Origin of the sequence: Leptolyngbya sp. 'hensonii' (assembly GCF_001939115.1) — a bacterium.
In the GTDB taxonomy this organism is placed as follows: domain Bacteria; phylum Cyanobacteriota; class Cyanobacteriia.
In genome coordinates, this window is record NZ_MQTZ01000019.1 from 69,998 (window position 1) to 89,361 (window position 19,364).

Consider the following 19,364-nt stretch of genomic DNA (forward strand, 5'->3'; position numbering starts at 1 on the left):
TTTGATCAACTGACCAAGGTCAGCAGGCAGAGCAGGAGTGCTTCTGTCCACTCCACTACGGCTCCATAGGTGTCTCCGGTGTGGCCACCCAGTTTGTGGTTAAACCAGGCTCCGCTCAGGAGGGCGATCGTGCTACCCCCGATGGCCAGAGTGATTAGAAAAGGCCAGAGCGGTTGAGGGCTGATTAAGGGCACCAGGGTGAGAATCAGTAATAAGACCAGGCTGGGTCCTGTATGCCAGAGGGATGGCAGGGCTACTTTGTGAAAGGCCCCCTTGCCAGTGGGCTTGAGGTAGGGGTAAGCCGCGATCGCCACCTGCTGCCCCCAGCGACTCCATCCTGCGGCTCCCAGGAGGGCCAGCCAGCGGTAGGGGGTTCCCAGATCAGACAGAGCCGCCACCTTGAGCAGCAGAATTGCAGCGGCACTCATGACCCCGAAAGCCCCGGCAGCGCTGTCAGCCATGACCTCTAAACGACGCTCTGGATTTTGGACTGCCAGCCCATCGGCTGTATCCATCGCTCCATCCAGGTGCAGTCCGCCAGTCAGGGCAATCCAGAGCACGACCACTAGAGCCGAACGAGTCATGATGGGAACTGCCAGACTCTGCAGGCCCCAATCCATGAGGCTCAGGATGAACCCAAGGATCAGCCCCACGATGGGGGCTAACCGGGCAACGTTCTGAAAATCCAGATTGAAAGCAGACGGAATAGGCAAACTGGTGTAAAAGGCGATCGCTGCTCCAGTTTGTTGAATTGCTTTAACGAAATAATTAAGGGCCAAAGTTAAGTAATTTCCACCTTCAATTTTTTCAGTCACTCTGGAAAAGCTTTGACCTGCCGGGTTCAAAGATGGGGGCTGAGGAGGTAGTCCATTCCCTGGGTGGGAAGATTACTGCTTTCCCTCTGCAGACAAGATCCAGGGGGAGGGGATCTACTGGAGGAAGAACAAGTTCCGTAAATTTCTGGAGTGAGTCGGCCAGAACTCCTGGGTTAGAATGATCCTGTTACGGATTAGTATTAAGATATAAGGTTTTTCCTTCTGTTTTAGACAACAGTCTAATCGCACTAATCGCAAAGGTTCCCAGGTTGTTGATAGCAGATTAACATCGACGTTTCGGAGATTTGCCGATCGTAATCTGCGGTGATAATTGCTGAGTCCAGGGCTTTATCTCTATGAATCAAGATCAATTACCCGGTGACAGGCGAGCACCCGCCCCCTGTATTGTTGATACGGGCATTGTCGTCAATAAGCGAGATATGCAGAGTATCCTGGGCGACCTAGGGTGTGTTCGTTATATTTACAGGCAGAACAACGAGCTTCTGAGTCAAGGAGAGGGGTTGGTCCTAGATGTCTTTGCTGATCCCAGCCGGTCTACCGTGGTTGCCAACCATTCGCTTTACCTGAATGTCCTGAGTTTTGATTATCTGGAATTAAAAGTTTCCCCTGAAGCACAAACCTGCCTTGATCTTGTGCAGGATAATCTATGTTTGCAATTGATCCCCCTCTCTAATCCCCTGCAAGAACAGGTAACCTGTAATTTGAACGCTGCAGCGCTGGATGCTGTGGTTACAGAAGTGCTGTCAGCCAGTTGGGATGTGCCGATCGAAGATGGGGGCTCTCCCATATAGTCAGAACTCAGGCTGGCTGTTATGTTTGAGGAAAGTCGGAACTTTATTATTCACAAAATTTGAGATTCGGGTTATCGTCAATGTTGCGATTGTATGAACAATCATTGACCTCACTATTGACCTAGGGTATACGCAGAATACTAATCCTCTGTGTTCTCATAGTTTTTTGGCTCTGATGCATTAAACTCTCAACACAGGTACACAGGTCGTCATTTGCAAGGTATCGATATGAATCCTGAACTTCAACAGACTGAATATTCTGATGGTATCTCTCCCCATGCGGAGACAGCCAAAGCTAAGCTTGACAACAATGCCGGTGCTACAGAATCTGGTACTACAGGTCTACTGCCGTCCGCTGAATCTGGGCAGTGGCAGCAGATTGGTCTCCAAATGTTTGATTTCTTCAAGGATCTGGCTAACTACCTGGGGGCATTCATCAAAGAAAAACCCCTGACGGCTGTGGGTCTGTTCTTGTTGGCTGCTGTCTCTGTTAAGTTAACCCTGGCAGTTCTAAATGCCTTAAATGATCTGCCTCTGGTTGCTCCTACCCTGGAGTTGATCGGGATTGGCTACGTGACCTGGTTTACCTTCCGGTACCTCTGGAAGGCAGCCAGCCGTCAGGAACTGATCGAACAGATTCAGTCTCTGAAAGGTCAAATTGTGGGTGATGACGAGTAAGGAGATTTCCGACCAGGAAGTTTTCAGCAGTGATTACCCCATAGTTGGGACGGTTTTCTCTGGCTTCCCATGACTAACTCTGCTGGTTGACTGACAAAACTCCTGAAACCCTTGAAATCTCGTAGGTTGGGTTGAGATCTGAAACCCAATGCAAAAGCCTTGTGAAAGTTGGGTGGAGCAGAGTGAAACCCAACCTGCAAAAAAAGTTTTGTCAGTCAATCAGCTAACTCTGTCCTCAGCCCTTACCTCAAAGTTAGGCTTTGATTTGTTGAGTTTGGCCACACAAACTCAATGGGGCGGCCCGACTGGGTACAAAGAAGGGCAGAAAGAAAGTCAGTTAATCTATGGATCAGGGGAGAGAGTTTGAGGATAATCTCTCCCTTGCATTATTCCTCCATCTGTTCTAAATATCCGGTATGGGCAGAATCCGCAAAAATTTGATGATTTCACCGGTGATTTCAATACCCACCAGATAATTATCTAGAGTGAATCGGTAGAAAATTGCACTGGCTCCGATCTGGTGCAGCTCTGGTAAATCGCGGAGCTGGCCGAGAGTGAGAAAATCATCAAACACAAACTGTCGAATCCGCTGATAGGCAGCTGGTTCCAGGTCTTTCAGGTCTTGCAGAAATGACCTTTCGTATCTTACCTCAAGCTTCACAACCGATTAATTAAACGAGTAATTTAAGGCGAAAGTTAGGCCGTAGCATTCAGGGAATTTCCCTGGATGCCTCAATTCTTGCTTGACAGACCCCTAAGGGAGGAGAAGGGAGCGGAGCGCTTCTTCGCGGGTCAGGCTATCTCCAGGAGTCAGAGTTGCCTTAGCATCCTGGATTGCCTTCAGCATATAGGAGTCATAATACAGACCTTTGAGTGCCATCCAGATATTCTCTAGGTCCTCTTCAGAGAGGCGATCGACCAGACGATGAACTCTACTGCGCAGGGGATTCATAGGAAAAGCCGTAGATAGAGAACTGGGCGCGGAGCAACGATTCAGTTTAACCTGCCTGTCCAGGCTGGAGCAAGGACAGGTTTTTGGTCGAACATGCTTTCCCAGAGTTATGACCCATGATGCCCCTGAAGATGAACCCCATCTGGGCGCACCTATCTCTAAGGCCGACTCAACTCCAGACTGCCCCCAGCAGGGGTACCCAGTTGATCCCGCTTACCGAAGCGCCAGTGCTGGCGGTAGCGGTTGAGAAAATTCTGGCCGATGATGCCATCCACACCCAGCAAATCTAGGGGGCCAGCATCCAGGACGATCGCGGCCAGTTGCTTCACCTGATGGGATTGGATAGCAACTTGATCCAGCTGCACTTGCTTCCCCCGCGCTGAACCACAAAACCCTGTCACTGTAATAGGTTTAGCAGTTTTCAGGTTGAGGCCCAGTCGTTTTGCGACCCGTTCTGAGAGGACCACCTGATCCGCCCCTGTATCTAGGGCCAGGGTATAGGGGCCCTGATTATTCAGGCGCGTCTGGACTGTCATCACCCCCAATTTCCCCACCAAGGGAATGCCTTGCTGAGTAGGAGCTGACGGAGGCAAAAGCGTTAACTGGGGGATGTGAGGGTCCAGTAAGACATCATAGTTGCTGAGAAAATCCATCCCCAGGACACCCGAGAGCTGACCAGGAATTGCTCTTTTGGGTAATCCCAGACCGGATAATCCCTTGACGCTAGCAGTCTCTACAGCCAGTTCGGGCAGGGGATACACAGCTGCATTCAGGTTGGTACATTTCTCTCCTACCACCATGTAGGTCATCAGTCTGTCGGGAATTGGTGTACCCCGCAGCCGCAATTGTTTCGCCAGATCCTTCTCAATCAAAGAGGTGGACGCTCCTGTATCCAGCAAAAAGGGCCGGCCCTGATTTGCGGTTTGGACCCGGATAGTGAACACCTGACTCCCTGGCAACCGGCTGAGGGCCACCTGTGCCTGCCCCCGGCTGACGGGTTTGGGGATTTTTATCCCACTGACTTTAACCAGGGCCGCCATGCGATCGTTGGCATCCTGTCTGACTTTGCCTTCCGGGGTCAGAATCACGACTTCAAACATGCACTGCATGGAGAGGGCCTGGAGTTCATCCAGAGCAAACTTGGGGATGGAGGGAAATTTCTCCACCATACAGGTGCTGAGTTGCTCCTGCAATTGACGCCCCAACTGGGTTGTATTCACAGGAGCGGCCAGCGCTACTCCTGGAAGGGACAGGGCGATCCCAGCGATCGCAAGCCAGCCTACTCTCATCCTACATCCGCTCCAGGACGGGAATTCCCAGCAGGGACAGCCCCAGCTTCAGGGTGCGAGCGGTCAAATGGCACAGGATCAGGCGAGAGGTCCGCAGAGGTTCCTCGGCTGAGAGCACTGGGCAGCGATCGTAGAACTGGTTAAACTTCTGACTCAATTCAAACAGGTATTGACAGAGGCGATTCGGCAGCAGATCGGCCTCCACTGTGGCAATCACCTCGTCCAATTGCAACAGGTGCTTAGCAAGAGCCAGTTCAGTTTCTTCCTGCAAAGACAGGCTCACCCCGGTTCCCAGGTGGCCAAAGTCCACCTCCCCCTTACGGCTGATCCCCTGAATTCGTACATAGGCATAGAGCATATAGGGAGCCGTATTCCCCTGCAGGGCCAGCATTTTGTCGTAACTGAAGATATAGTCGCTGGTTCGGTTCTGACTCAGGTCGGCATACTTGACTGCACTCAAGCCCACCACCTGGGCTGCCCTTGCTTTGAACGATTCTGATTCCACCCGTCCTTCTTCCCGCAAACGGGTTTCCAGATCAGCACGGGCTCGATCAATGGCCTCATCCAGCAACTCCTGCAATCGCACCGTGTCCCCCGATCGGGTCTTCAGCTTCTTGCCATCTTCTCCTTGCACTAAGCCAAATGGCACATGAACCAGCTCGACGGACTCTGGCACCCAACCCGCTCGCCGGGCCACCTGGAAAACCTGGGCAAAGTGATTGGCCTGTCCAGCATCGGTGACATAGATTAGACGATCGGCTTGCTCCTCAATGATTCGATGTCGAAGAGCAGCCAGGTCAGTGGTGGCGTAATTAAACCCCCCATCTGTTTTTTGAATAATCAGGGGCAGGGGATCCCCCTCCCGATTGGTAAAGCCTTCCAGGAAGACACATCGGGCACCCTGATCTTCCACCAATAGACCAGCCTCTTCCAGATCCGCAACTACTGCCGGGAGCAGGGGATTGTAAAAGGACTCCCCCCGCTCCGTCAGGCGGATATCCAGCAGATCGTAAATCACCTGAAACTCACGGCGGGACTGGTTACACAGCAGTTGCCAGGCGTGTCGGGCATCTTCAGCCCCTGACTGTAACCGAACAACTTCCTGGCGGGCCGTTTCCTGAAACGTTGCATCCTGATCAAACTGCTGCTTGGCCTTGCGGTAGAGCGTCACCAGATCCCCCAGATCCAGGGCATCCGCAGTCGTCAGGGCAGTTGGATAGGCTGCTCGCAGATAGGCAATTAGCATCCCAAACTGGGTGCCCCAGTCTCCCACATGGTTCAGGCGCAGGACCTCATGCCCCTGGAACTCCAGGATGCGGGCGATACTATCGCCAATGATGGTGGAACGCAGATGACCGACATGCATCTCCTTGGCAATATTCGGACTGGAAAAGTCCACCACGATCCGACGGGGTTTGGCCACGGGAGGAATTCCCAGTCGATCGTCTGCCTGCCGATCAACCAACTGGGTGACCAGGTACTCTGGCTTCAAGGTCAGATTGATGAACCCTGGCCCCGCAATCACGGGTGGCAGGCAGAAACTGCCCACATCCAGGTGTTGTACCAGTGCTTCTGCGATTGCCCGGGGGGGCTGACCCAGCTTTTTAGTCAGAGCCAGGGGCAGGTTGGACTGGAAATCACCAAATTTGGGATTACTGGCAGCCACCAGGATGGGATCAGTTCCAGCCAGATCTGGGCCAAAGGCAGCTATCAGGGCCTTTTCAAAGCTGGATTTAAGGTGTGCGATCGTGGAATTCATCGGGGCTATCAATTCAAAATGGGTGGATATCAAGGGTCTGATGACAGACCTTGCAATGCCTGTGGGGAAACGATTGGCTGGGATCATGGGTGATCCCATTGCTGCGATCTCTGTGGTTCAAGTATACCGACAAAAAAATCCCCCACCATGCGGTAGGGGACACCCTCAGGGAAATCTGTCTGTGGAATTTAGACCAGCCACTCCAGAACGGCTTCGGCCTTGGTATTGGTGTTCCGTTCCAGGGTTTCACGGGTGAACTTCATGTGGATGGAGCGGGTCTGCTCGCCATCTGCGGCCACTGCCATGATGGGGTAGTCAATCAGGCCATCCTGGAAGGACATCTGGAAGCGGAAGGTGCCATCGGGACTGAGTTGGATGGGCCGACCCCCGATCGTAACCGTTGCATCAGGCTCAGTGGCCCCGTAGACAATCAGTTCAGCATCGGCAATCAGCCAAAACTGGCGGGGACGAATCGGTGCTGCAGAGGCAGAGAAACCGACGCCCGACATGCCCACACCCGACATGGTCAGCCCAGAAACCGTGGGGATGGCCCACATGCCCACCCCTGAGGGGAAGACATAGGAGCTGATGGATTCGATCGGCACCTGTTGCATCGAACCGAACAGAGAACCGGCGATGCGCTGTGCTTCAGCCCCTTCAGCCAGACCAAAGATTTCATCATAAATGGGGTTGCTGGTTGTCGCCTGACCCAGTTTGAGACTGGGGGGAACCAGGGTGATGAAGGTCTTACCGCGCAGGTCTTCATCCCAGCCGATCGTCAGGAATTGATCTTCGATCCAATCAGAGGGATAGACAGGGGGGACGCGCACGCTGGCAGAGCGGGCCAACACCAACCAGCGACCATCCATGCAGCGGTAGCCGATGTCGATCACATAGTCCCGATCACTGACCGGAATGGGAATGTACCATTCACGGGCCAATTCATCACAGGGATATTCCTGCAGACTGTGAGGACTTTGGTAATCGAGGCTGATATCAGTGACATCGTAGATCCGCAGGGCCAGTTGTTGACCTCCCTGGCGACGCAGGTCCTGCTTGTGCTCGTTAGAGATATCCCAATAGGTGTAAGCCCATTGAGGATCGCGAGGCATGAGAACAATGCGGCTCTGGCCATAGCCTTCTGGTAGCCCTGGCAAATGCTCATCGACTGAAACCAACTGACCACCCGTTCGATCCTCTTGACCTAATTCAAACTTAGTTGCTTCCACTTCTTCCTGCGCCTCCAGCATGCGAGATTGAACACCTGTTAACCGACTCCGATCAATTTCCTGAATCCCGGCCAGCAGTTGCTCCTTGCGCATGCGGCTGTAACGGGAAATTCCGTACTCACTGGCAATCTTCCGAAGTTGCCTTAAGGTCATTTCCTCCAGCGGGGGACGTTCCTTAGCCATAACTGTGATCTCCAATTTTTGATGACTTATGATTCCTTTGGGATCACGGGGATCGTGATTTTTCTTCATATTGCAGGAAACATCAGACTGGATCAAGGGGGAGCAAGACCGAATTATGAGCAAATCTACCGATTTACAACCTGATCGGGGATCATTATGTCATGATTTTCTGACAAAAGACTGGTTTGGGGGATCAAATCCACACTGGCGGTCATGATTTTGAGCCTGTTTCCGGCACAATGGTGTAATCCTGAATGCTGTGCTTTCTTCCATGACCCGACAGAGCCATATCATCAGTACCGTTCTTGCCCCTGCGATCGGCTTGTGGTTGCGATCCCAGGCCGAGCAGATTGACAATTTGCAGGTCAACATTGAAGGGGGCGATCGACAGATTCTCTCCGGCTGCTTGCCGCAGGTTACTGTAGCGGCCTGCCCAGCGGTGTATCAGGGGCTGCATTTGAGCGATATCAAGATCTCTGCCAGTGGCATCCGGATTAACCTGGGCCAGATTCTTAAGGGGAAGCCCCTGCGTCTATTGGAACCCATTGCCGTGACTGCAGACCTGATGATTCGGGCGGAAGATTTGAATTTATCGCTCCAGGGGCCGCTGCTGGCCAATGCCATGGTGGAATTTCTGGCCCAGATGGTGCGGTCTGGGCAACTGGCAACTCAGGGGGCGATCGCCCCGGATGCCCTGCTCAATCTGAAAAATCTCCAGATTCAACTGCAGTCTGAGCAGTTGCAATTGCGTGGAGAACTGCTATCTGACCCTGCTCCTGCAACACCCGTGACGATTCAAATGGGGGTCCAGCGCATCAGTGAGCACGAATTAGAATTCAATCAACTCCGACTGGTGATGGCTGAGGCCGCCCCCGTGGAGTCAGGCAGTTTCCGCATCGATTTAGGGACAGATGTGAAGCTGGAAGAACTGACGCTGGCTCCTGATCATCTCACCTGTCGGGGCCTGTTGACGGTGAATCCGTAAGCAGTGGAAGGGCTGGTCCAGCATGCTTTCCCCTGGGCCTCGAAGGGTCTGATGGGTGGGGAGACTACTGAACTATCCAGAATCTGGGCAGAATCGGTAGCACCAGGGTAACGAAATAGTAGACCAGGGGAGCCGTGAAGACATAACTGTCTGCCCGATCGAGAATGCCACCATGGCCTGGGATCAACTGTCCGGAGTCTTTGATCCCGGCATCACGCTTCATCATGGATTCGGTCAGATCTCCTAAAAGGCTGGCAATGCCGATCAGTAACCCCAGGGCCACCCCACTCAGCGGCCAGCCTGACCACTGGAGAGACCAGGCCCCCAGAACCGCAACCACCACACTGGCTGTAACTCCAAAGACGGCCCCTTCCACCGTTTTCTTCGGACTGATGTCAGACAGTCGAGTACGGCCAAAAGCCTTGCCCACGATGTAAGCGCCAATATCCGCAGCCCAGATGCAGCCAAAGGCCAGCAAGGTACAGGTTAATCCCTGGGGCAAGGATTGTAGATCTGCCCAGCTATGGGGCCAATATCCCTGCAGGGGCAGGTTAGTTGTCTCAGCCGTCCCCAACGATCGCAAACGCACCCAGTAACTCGGCAGGTAACCGCAGTAGAACAGGCCCAGAATGGAAGCGGCAATATCAGCGATCGTGGCAAATTTGGGTTGAAAGAGGAGATAGAAGCAGATTAAGGAACCAGCAATGGGGACGACTGCATCAGCCAGTTCCAGGGAGACTGTAGAAATGATCAGCAAGATTTGACTGGCCACCATGGTGGTTTTGGCGGCTGGGGCAATCCCTTTAGAGCGGGCCATTTGAAAGTATTCCAGCTCTCCGAGATAGACAATAATACTGAAACAGAGTGTGAAGTACCACCCTCCTAAGAGCGTCATTCCCAGGGCAAGGATGACTGCAACAATTCCGCTCAGGACACGAGGCAAGGGCATACAGGATTTAACTTAAAACAGATGACACAGAGCTAGATGGGCCATGCTCACCGTGGCCCTATCCCTATTCTGAAGGGCTATTCGGATCAGAGGGGAGAGTTTTAGATCATTAAGTACCCGGTGTAACGTTCCTTTGAGGCCCACCCTGATCGTTAAACCGTCTTACTTAACTTTATAAGGTTAATCGACGATTAAGAAGTTTAAGAAATGAATTCAGACCCTTTAGTGGATTTAGGAGTTGTTTCCCTGGGTGCTGGGGCTACAGTCACCCCTTGGGTAAGGATGGGGCATGGCATTAATCCAGCTTTTCGCCACTGAGGACAAAAATCGGGTCTGTAGCGGCAAAAACCTGATGGTTCCCCCGTCGTTCCAGGCGATTCATCCCTGATTGGACAATCTCAATATTCCGGACCTGCAGTTCGGCAAAACTCTCTGAAATGGTATACAACCCTTGTAAATTAGCGGCTGTCGTTACCAGTCGCCCCTGGGGTTGCAGGTATTGCCAGACTTCTTTCAAGATTTCTTTCATCGATCGTCCCCCTTCTAGGCAGACGCAATCCGGCTGGTCGGAGAGCTGACTGAGGCATTCTGGTGCACTGCCCTCAATCACGTCCACATTGCCCACCTGGAAGCGATCGCAGTTGCGCCGAATCAGATTGGCCACCTCTTCATCCCGCTCCACGGCAATGACTTTGCCCTGGGGACAGAGGAGGCCGACTTCGACGGGAATGGTTCCGGTTCCAGCTCCGATATCCCACAACACGGAATTGGGCTTGAGGCGAAGATGGGACAACAAAATGAGCCGGATCTCGCGCTGGCTGAGGGGAATTCCAGGTAACCGTTCAAACAACTCATCCGGAATTCCCGGTGTAATGTAAGGCCAGAGAGGCGATGGCATGGCTAAGGATAGGGATGAGGGCATCGGATGCTTTCATCCTATCGTCTCGAGGGATGCTCCGATCTGCAGGGTGCGTCAATTACTGTTTCACGACCACCAGGGTTGCCAGGGTTGAATCCGCACAGCCCGTGATCTGACCACCAGCCGCCTGGATTGCCCGGAGAGCAGCAATGACCTCGAGACGGATGGGTTCGCCGGGGAGGAGAAGGGGAATGCCCGGTGGATAGGGGCAGATCAGCTCGGCACTGATTCGATCGATCGCCTGGGCTACAGGAACGATTTCCGTTGGTGCGAAGTACGCATGACGGGGAGATAAGACGGGCGTGGAAAGGTCGAAGCTCAAAGTTGACTGGTCCCAGTTTTGGAGGTTGGAGGTTGGAGGTTGGATAGGGAACTGCTCTGCTAAAGTTCTCAATCCCTGAACTAAGCGATCGATATCTGGCTCTGTATTCCCCAGACTGATGATGAAGGTCAGATGGCGGTAGGACGGGAATTCCGCCGTCACACCCAAGTCCCTGTCGAGAATTTCGTCCGCCGCAAAACCCGTTAATCCCAGTCCCGCCACGGTCACGGTCAGACGGGTGCGATCGAGGGCATGGAAACCGGGATGGCTCCCCACCTGATCGGAACCGAGAACCGTCAAGCCGGGAATGGTGCTGATCTGCTGGCGGGCTCGATCGGCCAGGGCCAGGGTATGGGCCATCCACTCCTGACCCTGCAGGGCCATCTGCTGGCGGGCTGTGTCCAGGGAGGCCAGCAACAGGTAACTGGGGCTAGTGGTTTGGACTAACCGCAGGGTCCGACTGATCCGATCTGGATCGATTCGTTGCCCACGCAGGTGCAACATGGCGGCCTGGGTCAGGGCCGAGAGAACCTTGTGGGTAGACTGCACCACCAGATCTGCTCCGGCGGCTAGGGCGGGGGTGGGTAGCTCCGGGTGGAAGGCAAAATGGGGACCGTGGGCTTCATCCACTAGCAGGGGAATCTCATGGGCGTGGGCTATTTGGGCGATCGCCGCCACATTGCCGCAGATCCCGTGATACGTGGGAGACACCAACAGCACAGCTCGGATCTGGGGAGACTGCTCCAGGGCAGTGGCGACCCTGGCCGGAGAGAGGCTGCAGAGGAGATCTTGTTGGGGGTCGTAGTCGGGCTGGACAAAGACTGGCACGGCCCCCGAGAGAATCAGACCCGCGATCGCCGATTGGTGGACATTGCGGGGCAGGAGAATCCTGTCTCCCGGACTGCAGGTAGCCAGAATCATGGCGATCACCCCTGCCGTAGACCCATTGACTAGAAACCAGGTGTGATCGGCTCCAAAGGTTGCAGCCGCCAGATCCTGGGCCTCCCGGATCACCCCATCGGGTGCAGCCAGATTATCCAATCCGGGCAGTTCGGGCAGGTCAAGGCGACCGGGGGCTGACCCCAAAGCGGCCAGAAGACTGGGGGCCAGCCCCTGTCCCTGCTTGTGGCCAGGAGTGTAGAAAGGGGCTCGATCGAGGGCGGCCCGCTGAAGTAAGGCAGAGAGTAGGGGAGTCGTCTCCGGATGCATTAGGCTAGATAGAGGCAGGATAGATCAGGGGTGTTGCCTGTAACACCTGTCCGCATCCTAATGTACGAAGCCTAATTATTGTTGTATACACCTGTATCGTAGATGCTGAGAGCCGGTATTGTTGGACTGCCCAATGTGGGTAAATCGACGTTGTTTAATGCCCTGGTTGCGAATGCAAAAGCCCAGGCTGCAAATTTTCCTTTCTGTACGATCGAGCCTAACGTCGGTGTGGTGGCTGTGCCAGATGAGCGGCTGCAGGTACTGGCGAAGATTTCCGGTTCGGCTGAGATTGTGCCGACGCGGGTGGAGTTCGTGGACATTGCCGGACTGGTGAAGGGGGCTAGCCAGGGGGAGGGGCTGGGCAATCAGTTTCTGGCCAATATTCGCGAAGTGGATGCGATCGTTCACGTTGTCCGCTGTTTTGAGAACGACGATATCATCCATGTCTCCGGGGCCGTTGATCCGGTGCGAGATATTGAGGTGATCAACCTGGAACTGGCACTGTCGGACTTATTTCAGATTGAGCGTCGAATCGAGCGGACCCGCAAACAGGCTCGCACCAATAAAGAAGCCCAACTGGAACTGGAAGCACTGGAAAAATTGAGTGCTGTTTTGAATGAAGGCAAGCAGGCTCGCCAGGTAGACCTGAGCGAAGAAGAGGAATTAGCGGTTAAACAGTTAGGATTGTTGACGCGCAAGCCGATAATCTTTGCCGCCAATGTTCTGGAAGATGATCTGGCTATCGGGAATGCCTGGGTGGAACAGGTGCGGGAGGTGGCAACCCGTGAGGGGGCGCAGGTGGTGGTGGTTTCGGCCCAGGTCGAGTCAGAGCTGGTTGAGTTGCCAGAAGAAGAGCGGGCAGATTTTCTAGAGTCTCTAGGGGTGCAGGAAGGAGGGTTGAAATCCCTGATCCGCGCCACCTACGAACTGCTGGGCCTGCGAACCTACTTTACGACTGGCCCAAAGGAGACTCGGGCCTGGACGATTCAGGCAGGGATGCTGGCTCCCCAGGCTGCAGGTGTCATCCACACCGATTTTGAGCGTGGGTTTATCCGGGCGGAAACGGTAGCCTATCAGGATCTGGTCACTTGCGGGTCTATGACTGCTGCCAAGGAAAAGGGCCTGCTGCGGAGTGAGGGGAAGGAGTATCTGGTCCAGGAAGGGGATGTGCTCTTATTCCGGTTTAATGTCTAGCCGATCGCCAGAGGCGAATGGTCTTATCCTGACTGCAACTGGCGATCGTCGTCCCATCGAGACTGATGGCTACCCCATAAACGGCATCGTCATGGCCAGAGAGCACGGCCTGTTCCTGTCCCGTCTTCCCATCCCAGAGCTTGAGGGTTTTATCCCAACTGGCGCTGATCAGGACGCTGCCGTCTGGACTGAAAACCAGACCGGAAACTGTCCAGGAGTGGCCAGAAATGATCTGCACAGTTTCACCAGAACCCACATCCCATAATCTGATCTGATTGTCATCGCCAGCACTGGCGATCCGTTTGCCATCGGGACTGAAGGTGACAGCGCGCACGGCCCAGGTGTGTCCCGTCAGGGTGGTGATGGGGGTTCCTGATCGCCAATCCCACAGGCGCACGGTGCGGTCCTGGCTGCCACTGGCTAGCAAACTGCCGTCTGGGCTAAAGCTCACAGTCGTTATCCCCAGGCTATGGCCTAATAGGGGGATGACAGTGCTAGTTGGGAGATGCCAGAGGCGCAGGATTTTATCCATCCCCCCGATCGCCAGGGCTTGCCCATCTGGACTGAAGCTCAGGGTTTGAACAGCCGACGGAAATTCTCCCAGAATCCGATGGTTCTGCTGACTGACCCAATCCCACAGACGCACGGTGCGGTCCTGGCTGCCACTGGCCAGGATACCCTCGGAACTCCAGGCTAGGGCTTTGACAAAACCACTATGGCCCGTCAGACAGGTCCGCTGCTCAGCGGTTGACATGTCCCAAAGGCGTAGGGTTTTATCATCACTGCCACTGGCGATCGTGCTCCCATCTGGGCTGATCACCACCGTATTGATCGTGGCAAACAGGCCCCCATGACCCATCAGGGTCGCAACACAATTCCAGGTGGGAGCAGGGAGCAGGTCCTGGGACTGAGCCAAGGACTCCCCATCCCAAGCGACTTTCTGCTCCGATTTACCCACCAGTGCATAGTGATGCATCGTCTCAAGGACTTCTGGGGCTGATTGAAACCGCCGATGAAGATCCGGTTCCACCATGCGGTCCAAAATTCGACAAAGGTTATCTCGCATGGTCTCAGAAGCGGAATCGCTTTCCAGGGGACGGTAATACGATCTCCAGACCGATCGGCTTTCTCCTCCATCCATCAGATCAAAGGGTCGCAGATCTGTGAGCAAATGAATGCAGGTTAACCCCAGGCTGTAAAGATCGCTGGCAAATCCAGCCTGGCCCTGCAATTGTTCTGGAGCTGCATATTCTGGACTACCGAGCAAGGTGAAGGAGGGTACGGGGGAAAAGGGCAGGATAGGCTCAACACTATCCACCAGCATCAGGACAGGAGATCTTCCAGATGCATAGATGAGATTCGCGGGTTTAATGTCCCCATGGTAAAACTGTTGCTGGTGGATCAGCTCCAGGACGGGCAAGATGCTGTCGAGGACCTGGATGACCTGGGCAATGGTGAAGCTCCCCTCCTCCGCCAGCAGGGTTTCCAGACTGCGCCCTTTGATATATTCCCAAACACAACAAACTTGCGTTTCCGTGGCAAACCAGTCCAGCACTGTTGGGATTTGGGGATGGGTGCTGAAGTTTTGCAGATGGTGAATCCAGGACTCTACTGGGGGACGGCCTCGCAAAGGTAGGGCTTTGAGCACACAGGCGATCGGGGGAGAGTGCCGTTGATCCAGGGCCAGAAAGGTTTTCCCAGGGCTTCCCTGCCCTAAGGGCCGCACAATCTGATAGTGACTTTCCATAGTTTCATGCTAATGCACCGTAGAGGGGGATACACCCCAGAGGCACACAGTTCGCCAGGATGCTTGCCTCTCTGTATGTCTCCCCGTCTCTACGCTGCCTCCCCACCTCTACATCCCTTCGATCGTCACCATAGCTCCGGCGGCTTCCAATTGGCGACGATAATTCTCGACTTCAGTCTGAGAGAGATACTCGCCAATAATTTGCGGAGCGATGTTGGCCTCCATGACCAGATCCATGGCTGCCTGGAGGTCGATGCCAGTCAGGGTCTGAACCGCCTGGGCAATTTCCTGCCGATTGCCGCTGGGCGGTGTTGTCAGGAAAATCTGAAATTCAGAGATGGTCTGGATGGGTGGTGGGGCGGGCAAGGTCATGATGGGGGCCGGTGGCAGTTCAGAGATCTCAGATTGCTCGGGGGCGGGTGGGCGAGAAGCCGTTGGGAGGGGCTTTTTCACCTTGCTTTTGCCGTTGCCGGAGGGGGAAGATGGGGTGGATTGGTTCCAGAGTAACATCCCCATCAGGCCATCCAACAGTCCAGTGCCCTGGCTACCCCCACTGACGGCCACATCGGGGACAACCCGCACATTGCGATCGCCGACAATTTGCATCATCTGCAGGGCCGTGTAGCCCTGGTCGCCCAGAGCTTCCACACCAGCCCGGTAGGCATCAGCTTTGGCTTCCCCGGTCAGGCGAATGGCTTCGGCTTCCCCGGATGCCTGTTTCACCCGCGCATTGGCCTCCAGTTCAGCGATTTTCACCCCTTCTGTGGCGGTGACCATCTGGCCCTGAATGTCTGCCAGTGCTGTCTCCCGCACCAGTTCCTGCCGCTGGGTTTGGGCAATGCGCTGGGCTTCGTAGGTCTTCTGCTGTTCTTCCGCAATCTTGCGATCGGTCAGGGTCTGCATCAGTTCGGGAGGTGGGGTAATCCGGCCAATCAAGCTATCCACCGCCTGGACATCATAGGCCCGCAGAGCTGCCCGCACATATTCTGCAGCTTCCGCCTGCCGTTGACTGCGGGCGATCAAAAAGTCCAGGATCGTATATTCCTGGGCCGAATTCCGAAAATAGTTGCCGACGATCGGGCGCAGCACATGATCCACCACATTCTGCATCGACCCCAGACGGGAGATCACCTTGGGAGCATCCAGAGCCCCAATATGGATAATCTGGAACACTTCCAGATCAAAGGTAAAGCCATCAAAGGACAGGAGCTTTAGGGTCTCTAGCTTAGAATCGTAGCCATGCTCCCCACTGATCCGATGGGTGAAGTTAAGGACAATATTGGTGGTCGGCACCAGTTCGACCTTCATCACTTTGGTATTGAGGGGGTGTTTACCAGGATAGAGGGGCGTTACCCAGACTCCTTTATCCCCCGGATTGACCAGGCTGCCGTGGGTAAAGGACTCACCGGTGACATCGATATCAGACTTACCCACAAAGGAGATGACCACCCCGACATACCCGATCGGGACCTCCGTCATCGGCACCTGCTCCACATGGACAAACCAGGGATTCAAGTTCCAGGAACCGGATAGGATCACCTGTTCCTGTAAACCCCGCCGACCTCCGGCTTCAATGAACTTCTGGGTATTCTGGAAATTGTCGTGCCCCGGCACGGTGGAACCGGCAATCTCACCTGCTTCGATCGGTTGTCCATCCAGAGTTGTGGCAATCCCAACCGTATCCTGGTCTACGGTATAGACCCGCAGTTGATGGGGTTTCATCCCATGCTTGGCTGCATTCTCAGAGGTGATGACAGTAAACAAACCGGTATTGATTCGGTAAGTCCCTGTGGTGATAATTCCGAGTTGCCGACCCTTTTCGCCTCCCCGGGTGAGAAATTTGCGCCCATCCTGGAAGTTATCGCAGATCACCGCTTTACCCAGAATGCGCTCTGGTGGAATCGATGCCCCATCATTGGCTACTACCAGGCCAATCTCATCCTGGGGAATCACCACCACGGGTTCTCGTCGGACGGAATACTGCCAGGGCCAGTAACCCCAGTGCCAACCCGGAGCCAGAGTATCGGCCTGCAGCCCAGCCTCTTTCTCCAGGGCCACCAACCGCCCAGGGGGCAGATTGCGACTGGCGAATTTCTTAACCACAATCCCAACTTCCCGATCGCCCACGACCACCAGTCCAAATAGGAAGCCCAACTGGGGGGCAAAGATGAGCCCACCCCCAAGGATCACGATCGGAAAGACCCAGACTGGAATGGCCAGACCATCTACTTGAGCCAGATAAGGTTGGATCAGGGTTTGGGTTGGGTTGACCGCCACTGTAGCTGCCAGTGCCGGTTGTCTCTCAGGACGCAAGGAGAGTTCCATCCCCGGCTGAGCAGCCTCCGAACGGGCTTGAGTCTGAACCGGAACCGTCATCTCTGCCGCCAAAGCAAGAGAAACTGCCAGAGGCAAAGCTTTCAGCCAACCAGGCAAGCAAACCTTTGATGATTTTTTCATAGTTTTAGAAAATGAAATTCAGAGTAAGCGCAATTCACGAACTCATTTCTGGATACAAGAACAGTCCGCAGAGGCGAAGGATCAAGCCCCTACTCACGTTTGCTGCTCTTTTCATACTGCTAGTTGCAAGGCAAGTATGCAGACATTGCTTGGGTCAAAAAGTCCAGAATCTGACCAGAAACAACAAAGCTGCACTGAAAATTTCGAACACACATCTATTACGCTGCTGTCAACCTATCAGCCACAGTTTCAAGCTGTGCCGTTGTATTGGGATCACTATCCTGGGAATAGACGGCGTAATTGTTGCGTCTCCAGCTACAGGTAATTTCTGGGATGAATTCACTATAGCTCAGAGAAAAGGAGCCTGAGGGGTCGATCGGAGCCTCTCCATTGGACAGGATGCAGAGAGTAGCGCTGCGACTAAAGTTTACAAAAAGATAAGAATCATGAGACTTATCCCCCCATCAAAATACTTGCAAGCGGTGTCAACAAACGAGATGACGGCACCGCCAGCACAACAAGTTGGGCAAGTTGGGCAAGTTGGGCAAGTTGTGGGAACAGACGAAAGTGACGGGCTGCTTAGGATCGTGGATTTAATAACTCCGAAATTTTCAGCCCTCACCCCCAACCCCCAACCCCTCCCCCTCTCCTGCCGGGAGAGGGGGCAGGGGGGTGAGGGCAAGCAGAAGTTTATCGGTGTTATTTAATTCTCATTCCTAAGTTAAGCTGCGCCCAAGTTTATTCATGTTTCCATTGTACTAATTGCCTCTTTCACTTTGCAGCCTCTTAAACTGCCGGGTTAATAGCAGAGGTTGTCAACCGCCGCCACATAACTTCACCGTTAGACCACCTGTCCATCTCTTGAGATCTCTCCATACTCTCGGCCAGAAGCTGACCTTCTATGCCGCACCCAAAATCGAGGCTTGCTAACGGTCTGCCTAATCAGCCCCAAAACCAATGCTTTATCCATCCACTTCAACCTTTAACTCAGCAACAGGTAAGGATTGCATGATGGCAAGAGGTGGCTCCGAACTTGGCGTGAGGGTAAGAGGTTCTTCTACCATTTGATCGGCTGGATTAGTCAAGGGGCTGGGATACAACCATTTAGCAAAAAGCAGGGTCATCTTGGGCATCAGGAGATACGTCATCATCGGAACGGCGATCGCAGTCACAACCATGACACGCAATATCGTTGGCAGTAGGGACAATTGATTTTGAAGCACGATAGAAATTACTGTAATGAGTGGAAAAACAGTGACCCAGGTAACCAGTGCCATCTTGTAGCGCAAAGGAGGCACTATGGTAGCCTTTCCCGGCAGGGTGAACCAGGTTTCCAAGCCTGTCAAGACTTGAATCTCAGGTGGGCGATCGGTCAACGCGGCTGCTTGGGTGAACCACGTCTGGCGCTCTTCTGAGTTTTCCCAACGACGTAAATGACTGAGTCGATCGAACTTAAAAACAACACGATATTCTGGATCATCAGCGCTGGCTGGACGAAAAATGCTGCTGCCTAAGTACCCTGGAAACTGCCCGCAGGTGGCGGTTACTCCAGCCAAGAATGCCTCAAATTTAGCTTCACATCCAGGCTTTACTCGTCGTGAAATGACGACAGTGACAGGAGAATCTTGAGTGTTCCTGCTGATTTCAGACATGAGCGTAACTTGTGACTTTGGCTTGATCAGTGCTTCATCTACCCGCCATTACTCGCCATGAATTGGGGATGGGTTGCAGATAGGTTGAACCAATTTTAGAACACATTCTAAAACCTATCTACTTGGGTCGAATGCTCAACTTTACTCCCCTGAAAGTTTCGCGGTTTTAGCTCACACGGCCTAAGCATCCTATTGGAGTAGACTGACGAGAGA

Annotated in this window: 16 protein-coding genes; 3 read left to right on the forward strand and 13 right to left on the reverse strand. The window is 53.9% G+C overall.

Annotated elements, in window-relative coordinates; translation table 11 throughout:
• Window positions 1–5 precede the first annotated feature (5 nt).
• Window positions 6–779 carry an adenosylcobinamide-GDP ribazoletransferase gene (gene cobS, locus BST81_RS07230; RefSeq protein ID WP_253188131.1) on the reverse strand — a complete coding sequence of 258 codons (774 nt, stop codon included), beginning with the start codon at window positions 777–779 and terminating at the stop codon, window positions 6–8.
• A gap of 640 nt (window positions 780–1,419) precedes the next feature.
• A complete protein-coding gene (locus BST81_RS29220; protein ID WP_363079555.1) occupies window positions 1,420–1,623 on the reverse strand; it encodes an SWIM zinc finger family protein in 204 nt (67 codons plus the stop codon).
• 232 nt (window positions 1,624–1,855) lie between these two features.
• Here BST81_RS29220 and BST81_RS07240 point away from each other — a divergent pair, with 232 nt between their 5' ends.
• Entirely contained in the window at window positions 1,856–2,305 is a 450-nt protein-coding gene (locus BST81_RS07240) for a CAAD domain-containing protein (RefSeq protein ID WP_075597867.1), read from the forward strand.
• 403 nt (window positions 2,306–2,708) lie between these two features.
• Here BST81_RS07240 and BST81_RS07250 read toward each other — a convergent pair whose 3' ends face one another.
• From BST81_RS07250 to BST81_RS07270, 5 genes are all read right to left on the reverse strand, one after another.
• Entirely contained in the window at window positions 2,709–2,966 is a 258-nt protein-coding gene (locus BST81_RS07250; RefSeq protein ID WP_075597869.1) for a cytotoxic translational repressor of toxin-antitoxin stability system, read from the reverse strand.
• A gap of 93 nt (window positions 2,967–3,059) precedes the next feature.
• A complete protein-coding gene (locus BST81_RS07255) occupies window positions 3,060–3,257 on the reverse strand; it encodes a hypothetical protein (RefSeq protein ID WP_075597870.1) in 198 nt (65 codons plus the stop codon).
• Between the two features lie 158 nt (window positions 3,258–3,415).
• Complete coding sequence (locus BST81_RS07260; RefSeq protein ID WP_075597871.1) at window positions 3,416–4,546, reverse strand: retropepsin-like aspartic protease; 1,131 nt, start codon at window positions 4,544–4,546, stop codon at window positions 3,416–3,418.
• A gap of 1 nt (window position 4,547) precedes the next feature.
• On the reverse strand, window positions 4,548–6,305 hold the full coding sequence (gene argS / locus BST81_RS07265; protein ID WP_075597998.1) for an arginine--tRNA ligase: 1,758 nt from the start codon (window positions 6,303–6,305) through the stop codon (window positions 4,548–4,550).
• 188 nt (window positions 6,306–6,493) lie between these two features.
• A complete protein-coding gene (locus tag BST81_RS07270) occupies window positions 6,494–7,717 on the reverse strand; it encodes a DUF4912 domain-containing protein (protein WP_075597872.1) in 1,224 nt (407 codons plus the stop codon).
• A 259-nt stretch (window positions 7,718–7,976) separates the two neighbouring features.
• On the opposite strand from BST81_RS07270, the gene BST81_RS07275 reads away from it, so the two are divergent.
• Window positions 7,977–8,702, forward strand: coding sequence for a DUF2993 domain-containing protein (locus tag BST81_RS07275; RefSeq protein ID WP_171974690.1), 726 nt, complete (start codon window positions 7,977–7,979; stop codon window positions 8,700–8,702).
• Between the two features lie 64 nt (window positions 8,703–8,766).
• Here the strand turns inward: BST81_RS07275 and BST81_RS07280 are convergent, their stop codons facing one another.
• The 3 genes from BST81_RS07280 to BST81_RS07290 form a co-directional block, all read right to left on the reverse strand.
• The gene (locus BST81_RS07280; RefSeq protein ID WP_075597874.1) at window positions 8,767–9,651 is read right to left on the reverse strand and encodes a phosphatidate cytidylyltransferase; all 885 of its coding nucleotides are present in this window, start codon (window positions 9,649–9,651) and stop codon (window positions 8,767–8,769) included.
• A gap of 295 nt (window positions 9,652–9,946) precedes the next feature.
• A complete protein-coding gene (cbiT, locus tag BST81_RS07285) occupies window positions 9,947–10,573 on the reverse strand; it encodes a precorrin-6Y C5,15-methyltransferase subunit CbiT (protein WP_363079560.1) in 627 nt (208 codons plus the stop codon).
• Window positions 10,574–10,628: 55 nt separating this feature from the next.
• Window positions 10,629–12,101, reverse strand: coding sequence for an aminotransferase class I/II-fold pyridoxal phosphate-dependent enzyme (locus BST81_RS07290; protein WP_075597876.1), 1,473 nt, complete (start codon window positions 12,099–12,101; stop codon window positions 10,629–10,631).
• A gap of 102 nt (window positions 12,102–12,203) precedes the next feature.
• Between BST81_RS07290 and ychF the strand changes: the two genes are divergently transcribed.
• The gene (gene ychF / locus BST81_RS07295) at window positions 12,204–13,295 is read left to right on the forward strand and encodes a redox-regulated ATPase YchF (RefSeq protein WP_075597877.1); all 1,092 of its coding nucleotides are present in this window, start codon (window positions 12,204–12,206) and stop codon (window positions 13,293–13,295) included.
• Here the strand turns inward: ychF and BST81_RS07300 are convergent.
• The 3 genes from BST81_RS07300 to BST81_RS07320 all read right to left on the reverse strand — a co-directional run bounded on the left by BST81_RS07300 (window position 13,285) and on the right by BST81_RS07320 (window position 19,151).
• Window positions 13,285–15,042, reverse strand: coding sequence for a serine/threonine-protein kinase (locus tag BST81_RS07300; protein ID WP_075597878.1), 1,758 nt, complete (start codon window positions 15,040–15,042; stop codon window positions 13,285–13,287). The two genes, ychF and BST81_RS07300, sit on opposite strands and share 11 nt — an antisense overlap.
• Before the next feature lie 108 nt (window positions 15,043–15,150).
• Window positions 15,151–17,499, reverse strand: coding sequence for a ribosomal protein L7/L12 (locus BST81_RS07310; RefSeq protein ID WP_083636714.1), 2,349 nt, complete (start codon window positions 17,497–17,499; stop codon window positions 15,151–15,153).
• Between the two features lie 962 nt (window positions 17,500–18,461).
• Entirely contained in the window at window positions 18,462–19,151 is a 690-nt protein-coding gene (locus tag BST81_RS07320; protein ID WP_075597880.1) for an antibiotic biosynthesis monooxygenase, read from the reverse strand.
• Between the last annotated feature and the right edge of the window lie 213 nt (window positions 19,152–19,364).